The sequence below is a fragment of the Micromonospora sp. CV4 genome (genome assembly GCF_003667455.1).
In the GTDB taxonomy this organism is placed as follows: domain Bacteria; phylum Actinomycetota; class Actinomycetes; order Mycobacteriales; family Micromonosporaceae; genus Micromonospora.
In genome coordinates this window covers 1-4,120 of the sequence record NZ_RCVI01000215.1, presented here as the reverse complement: position 1 = coordinate 4,120, position 4,120 = coordinate 1, and the positions used below count along the sequence as shown (strand labels likewise).

General features: G+C 71.9%; 4 protein-coding genes. All 4 read right to left on the bottom strand.

Going from position 1 to position 4,120, the window contains the following annotated elements:
• Nucleotides 1-1,381 (bottom strand): ribosome biogenesis GTPase Der (gene der / locus EAD98_RS08540; RefSeq protein ID WP_121653511.1); only part of this gene is annotated, 1,381 nt, incomplete at its 3' end.
• 76 nt (nt 1,382-1,457) lie between these two features.
• Nucleotides 1,458-2,138: a (d)CMP kinase gene (gene cmk, locus EAD98_RS08535; RefSeq protein WP_121653513.1), complete on the bottom strand. Its 681-nt coding sequence runs from the start codon at nt 2,136-2,138 to the stop codon at nt 1,458-1,460.
• A 192-nt stretch (nt 2,139-2,330) separates the two neighbouring features.
• The gene (locus EAD98_RS08530) at nt 2,331-3,101 is read right to left on the bottom strand and encodes a pseudouridine synthase (RefSeq protein WP_121653510.1); all 771 of its coding nucleotides are present in this window, start codon (nt 3,099-3,101) and stop codon (nt 2,331-2,333) included.
• Nucleotides 3,088-4,089, bottom strand: a complete 1,002-nt coding sequence (scpB, locus tag EAD98_RS08525) for an SMC-Scp complex subunit ScpB (RefSeq protein WP_199723339.1) — start codon at nt 4,087-4,089, stop codon at nt 3,088-3,090. Before scpB ends, EAD98_RS08530 begins: the two co-directional genes overlap by 14 nt.
• Nucleotides 4,090-4,120 lie beyond the last annotated feature (31 nt).

Here is a 4,120-nt window from a genome sequence, read left to right as displayed (position 1 = left end):
CGCCCGGCCCGAGCTTCTTGCGCGGGCGGACCGAGATCTCGATCGGGCTGCCCTCGTACCCGAACTCCTCACGGAGCTTGCGCTCGACGAAGCGCTGGTAGCCGGCGTCGAGCGGGCCGGTGGTGAAGAGCACGAACCGCGGCGGCGCCACCCCGGCCTGGGTGGCGAACAGGATCCGCGGCGCGCGCCCACCGCGCACCGGGTGCGGGGTGGCCTGCACCAGCGCGGTCAGCCACTGGTTGAGGTGCGCGGTCGGCACCCGGGTCTCCCAGCTCGCGAGGGCCTTGTTCAGCGCCGGGGCCAGCTTGTCGACGGCCCGGCCGGTCATCGCCGACAGGTTCAGCCGGATCGCCCAGGGGATGCGGCGCAGTTCCCGGTCGATCTCCTTGTCCAGGTAGTACCGGCGGTCGGCGTCGACCAGGTCCCACTTGTTGAACGCGATGACCAGGGCCCGGCCGCTCTCGGTCACCATCGACAGGATCCGCTGGTCCTGCTCGCTGATCGGTTCGCTGGAGTCCAGCAGGACCACGGCCACCTCGGCGGCCTCGATGGCGGCGGCGGTACGCAGGCTGGCGTAGTACTCGGTGCCACTGGCCTTGCCGACCCGCTTGCGAAGGCCGGCGGTGTCCACCAGCTGCCAGGTCTGGCCGCCGATCTCGACCAGGCTGTCCACCGGGTCGACGGTGGTGCCGGCGACCGAGTCGACGACCGCCCGCTCCTCACCGGAGAACCGGTTGAGCAGGCTGGACTTGCCCACGTTCGGGCGGCCGACCAGTGCGACCCGGCGCGGCCCGCGCGGCCGGTTCTCCACGATCGCCGGCGCCTCGGGCAGGGCGGCGAGGATGGCGTCCAGCAGGTCACCGGAGCCCCGCCCGTGCAGCGCGGAGACCGGGAACGGCTCACCGAGGCCGAGCGACCACAGCGAGGTGGCCTCCATCTCGATGGAGGTGTTGTCGGCCTTGTTCGCCACCAGGATCACCGGCTTGGCGCTGCGCCGCAGCATCTTCACCGCGGCCTCGTCGACGTCGGTGGAGCCCACCATCGCGTCGACCACGAACAGCACCACGTCCGCGGTGACCACCGCGGTTTCCGCCTGCGCCGCGATGGCCGCGGCCCGGTCCTTCGCGTCCGGTTCCCACCCGCCGGTGTCCACCACGGTGAACGCCCGGCCGTTCCACTGCGCGTCGTACGGCACCCGGTCCCGGGTCACCCCGGGGATGTCCTCGACGACCGCCTGCCGGCGGCCGATGATCCGGTTGACCAGCGTGGACTTGCCCACATTGGGGCGACCGACGACGGCCACCACCGGCTGCGGGCCGGACGGCTCCTCGCCGGCGACGTCCGGCTCACGCAGCTCGACCCATCCAGCACCCTCGCTCATGCCGCTCCTCCGCTGCGCTCCGGACCGTCATAAGGCACGTCCGCACTGAACCTGATGATTCGCTCGCTACGCTCGCTCATGCCACGCCCCGTTGGGTGAGCAGGTCGCGCAGGCGGGCCACGACCTCGTCGATGCCCAGCTCGGTGGTGTCCAGCACCACCGCGTCCGGCGCCTGCGCCAGCGGGTTGACCTTGCGGGTCGAGTCGAGCCGGTCCCGGCGGGCCAGGTCGGCGGCGGTCGCGGCCACGTCGGCCGCGTCCTCGGCGCTGCGCCGGGCAGCCCGGGCCGCCTCGGAGGCGGTCAGGAAGACCTTCAAATCGGCGTCCGGCGCCACGACCGATCCGATGTCACGGCCCTCGACGACCATCCGGCCGGCGTTCGCGATCATCTCGCGCTGCCGGGCAACCAGCAACTCGCGGACCGCCGGCACCGCGGCGACGGCGGAAACCGCCCCGGTCACCTCGGGACCGCGGATCTCCGCGTCCACGCTCACGCCGTCTGCGGTCACGCCGTACCCCTGGGGGTCCGTGCCGATGCGCAGGTCCACCTCGCCGGCGACCTTCGCCACCGACGCGGCGTCGGTGAGGTCGACGCCGGAGCGCAACACGGCCCACGTGATCGCCCGGTACATCGCCCCGGTGTCCAGGTAGCGCGCACCGATGCCAACGGCGAGTCGCCGCGAGACGGTGGACTTACCCGAACCGGACGGCCCGTCCACAGCGACCACACATCGCCCGGCCCGTACGTTTTCCTCCACCGTGTCCTCCTCAGCCCGTACCTCGCGGATCGCCCGGTGCTGGCGCCGCAAGCGGTTGTCCATCGTCATCAATCATGCCCGCAGCTCGCCGCGCACCGCGCGCGGTGCCGTGCGACGCGACCCGCGCCACCAGCGCGGCCGGCGTCCGGGCCGTCCGGGAGCCTACCGAAGGCCGTACCCCGAACTCGGGGGTCAGTCACCCACCGCGTTGAACAGCGCGGCGACCTCGGCGTTGGTCAGCCGCCGGAGCCGCCCGGTCCGCAGCTCACCCAGCCGGATGGGCCCGATCGAGGTACGCACCAGCCGGGTGACCGGGTGCCCGACCTCGTCCATCAACCGCCGGACGATGTGCTTGCGGCCCTCGTGCAGGCTCAGCTCCACCTGGGCGCTTTTGCCCAGCGTGTCCACCACCCTGAACGAGTCGACCTTGACCGGCCCGTCCTCCAGCTCGACGCCGGCGAGCAGCCGCTTGCTCAGGTTGCGCGGGATCGGCCCGACCACCTCGGCGAGATAGGTCTTCAGCACCTCGTATGAGGGGTGCATGAGCTTGTGCGCGAGGGTGCCGTCGTTGGTGAGCAGCAGCAGGCCCTCGCTGTCCGCGTCGAGCCGCCCGACGTGGTAGACCCGCTGCTCCACCCGGTTGCCGATGAACTCGGCCAGCTCGTTGCGGCCCTTGTCGTCCGCCATGGTGGTGACCACCCCGCGCGGCTTGTTCATCGCCACGTAGACCAGGCGAATGTCGACCTGGAGGCGCTCCCCGTCCACGTGGATCACGGCGGTGGCCGGGTCGACCTTGTCGCCGAGCTTGGCCACGCGCCCGTCCACCGTGACGCGGCGGCGGAAGATCAGGTCCTCGCAGGCGCGCCGGGAACCCACGCCTGCGGCGGCGAGCACCTTCTGCAGGCGCTCGGCACCCTCGTAGACGGGGGCGTCGGTTTTCGGGGAACGGTTATCGGGTCGCATCGGCAAGCTCTTCTACGTCGTCGGGCAGGAAGGGTGCGAGTGGCGGCAGCTCGTCGACGGTGTTCAGCCCGAGTTTCTCGAGGAACAGCGTGGTGGTCCGGTAGAGGAACGCCCCGCTGTCCGGTTCGGTGCCGCACTCCTCGACCAGGCCGCGGGTAACCAGCGTACGGATGACCCCGTCGCAGTTCACACCCCGGATGGCCGAAATGCGCGATCGGGTCACCGGCTGCTTGTAGGCGACCACGGCGAGGGTCTCCAGCGCCGCCTGGGTCAGCCGTACGGACTGCCCGTCCAACACGAACCGTTCGACATAGGTCGCGTATTCCGGCCGCGTGTACAGCCGCCAGCCGCCGGCCGCCCGGCGCAGCTCGAAACCGTGCCCGGCCGCGGTGTAACCGGCGGCGATCTCGTCGAGCATCGGCCCGACCCGCTCGGCCGGCTGCTCCAGCACCTGGGCCAGGATCAGCTCGCTGACCGGCTCGTCGACCACCAGCAGGATCGCCTCCAGCGCGCCGCGCAGCTCGGCGTCGGACAACTCCGGCGCCGGCTCCGGCGCGACCGGCGCCCTCCGCCGCCCCCCAACCGACCGAGGGGGTACGCCCTCAGCAACGCTCTCACCCACCGCCACGCCCGCGCTCGCTGCACGATCCGCAACCGTCTCCTCCGCGATCTTGGACGATTCCGGCCCGTGCAGGGGCGCCTTGCCATCAAGATCTTCCGCGGGGGTCGGCTCGCCGGTGACCGGCAAGTTCGACTCGGCGGTGACGGGCGGGGTGAGCTCGGCAGTGCCAGGCAGAGTCGACTCGGCGGTGACAGCCGGGGTCGACTCGGCGGTGACGGGCTCTTCGTCAGCTACGGGCTCTTCGTCGGCGACGGCTTCTTCGTCCGACTCGGAGACGGTGGGAGCGTGCGGGCGGGGGCGGTCCCACGGGGGGACCCAGGCGGCAGCCTGGTCGGCCAGGGAGTCCCGGCGCTCCTCGTCACTCATCCCGCTCCCCCTCCGTGGTTCCCGTCCAGTC

Excerpts from the sequence above, each read along its gene's own strand:
- EAD98_RS08530 (WP_121653510.1), bottom strand. The coding sequence starts at position 3,101 with ATGCGACCCGATAACCGTTCCCCGAAAACCGACGCCCCCGTCTACGAG.
- scpB (WP_199723339.1), bottom strand. The coding sequence starts at position 4,089 with ATGAGTGACGAGGAGCGCCGGGACTCCCTGGCCGACCAGGCTGCCGCC.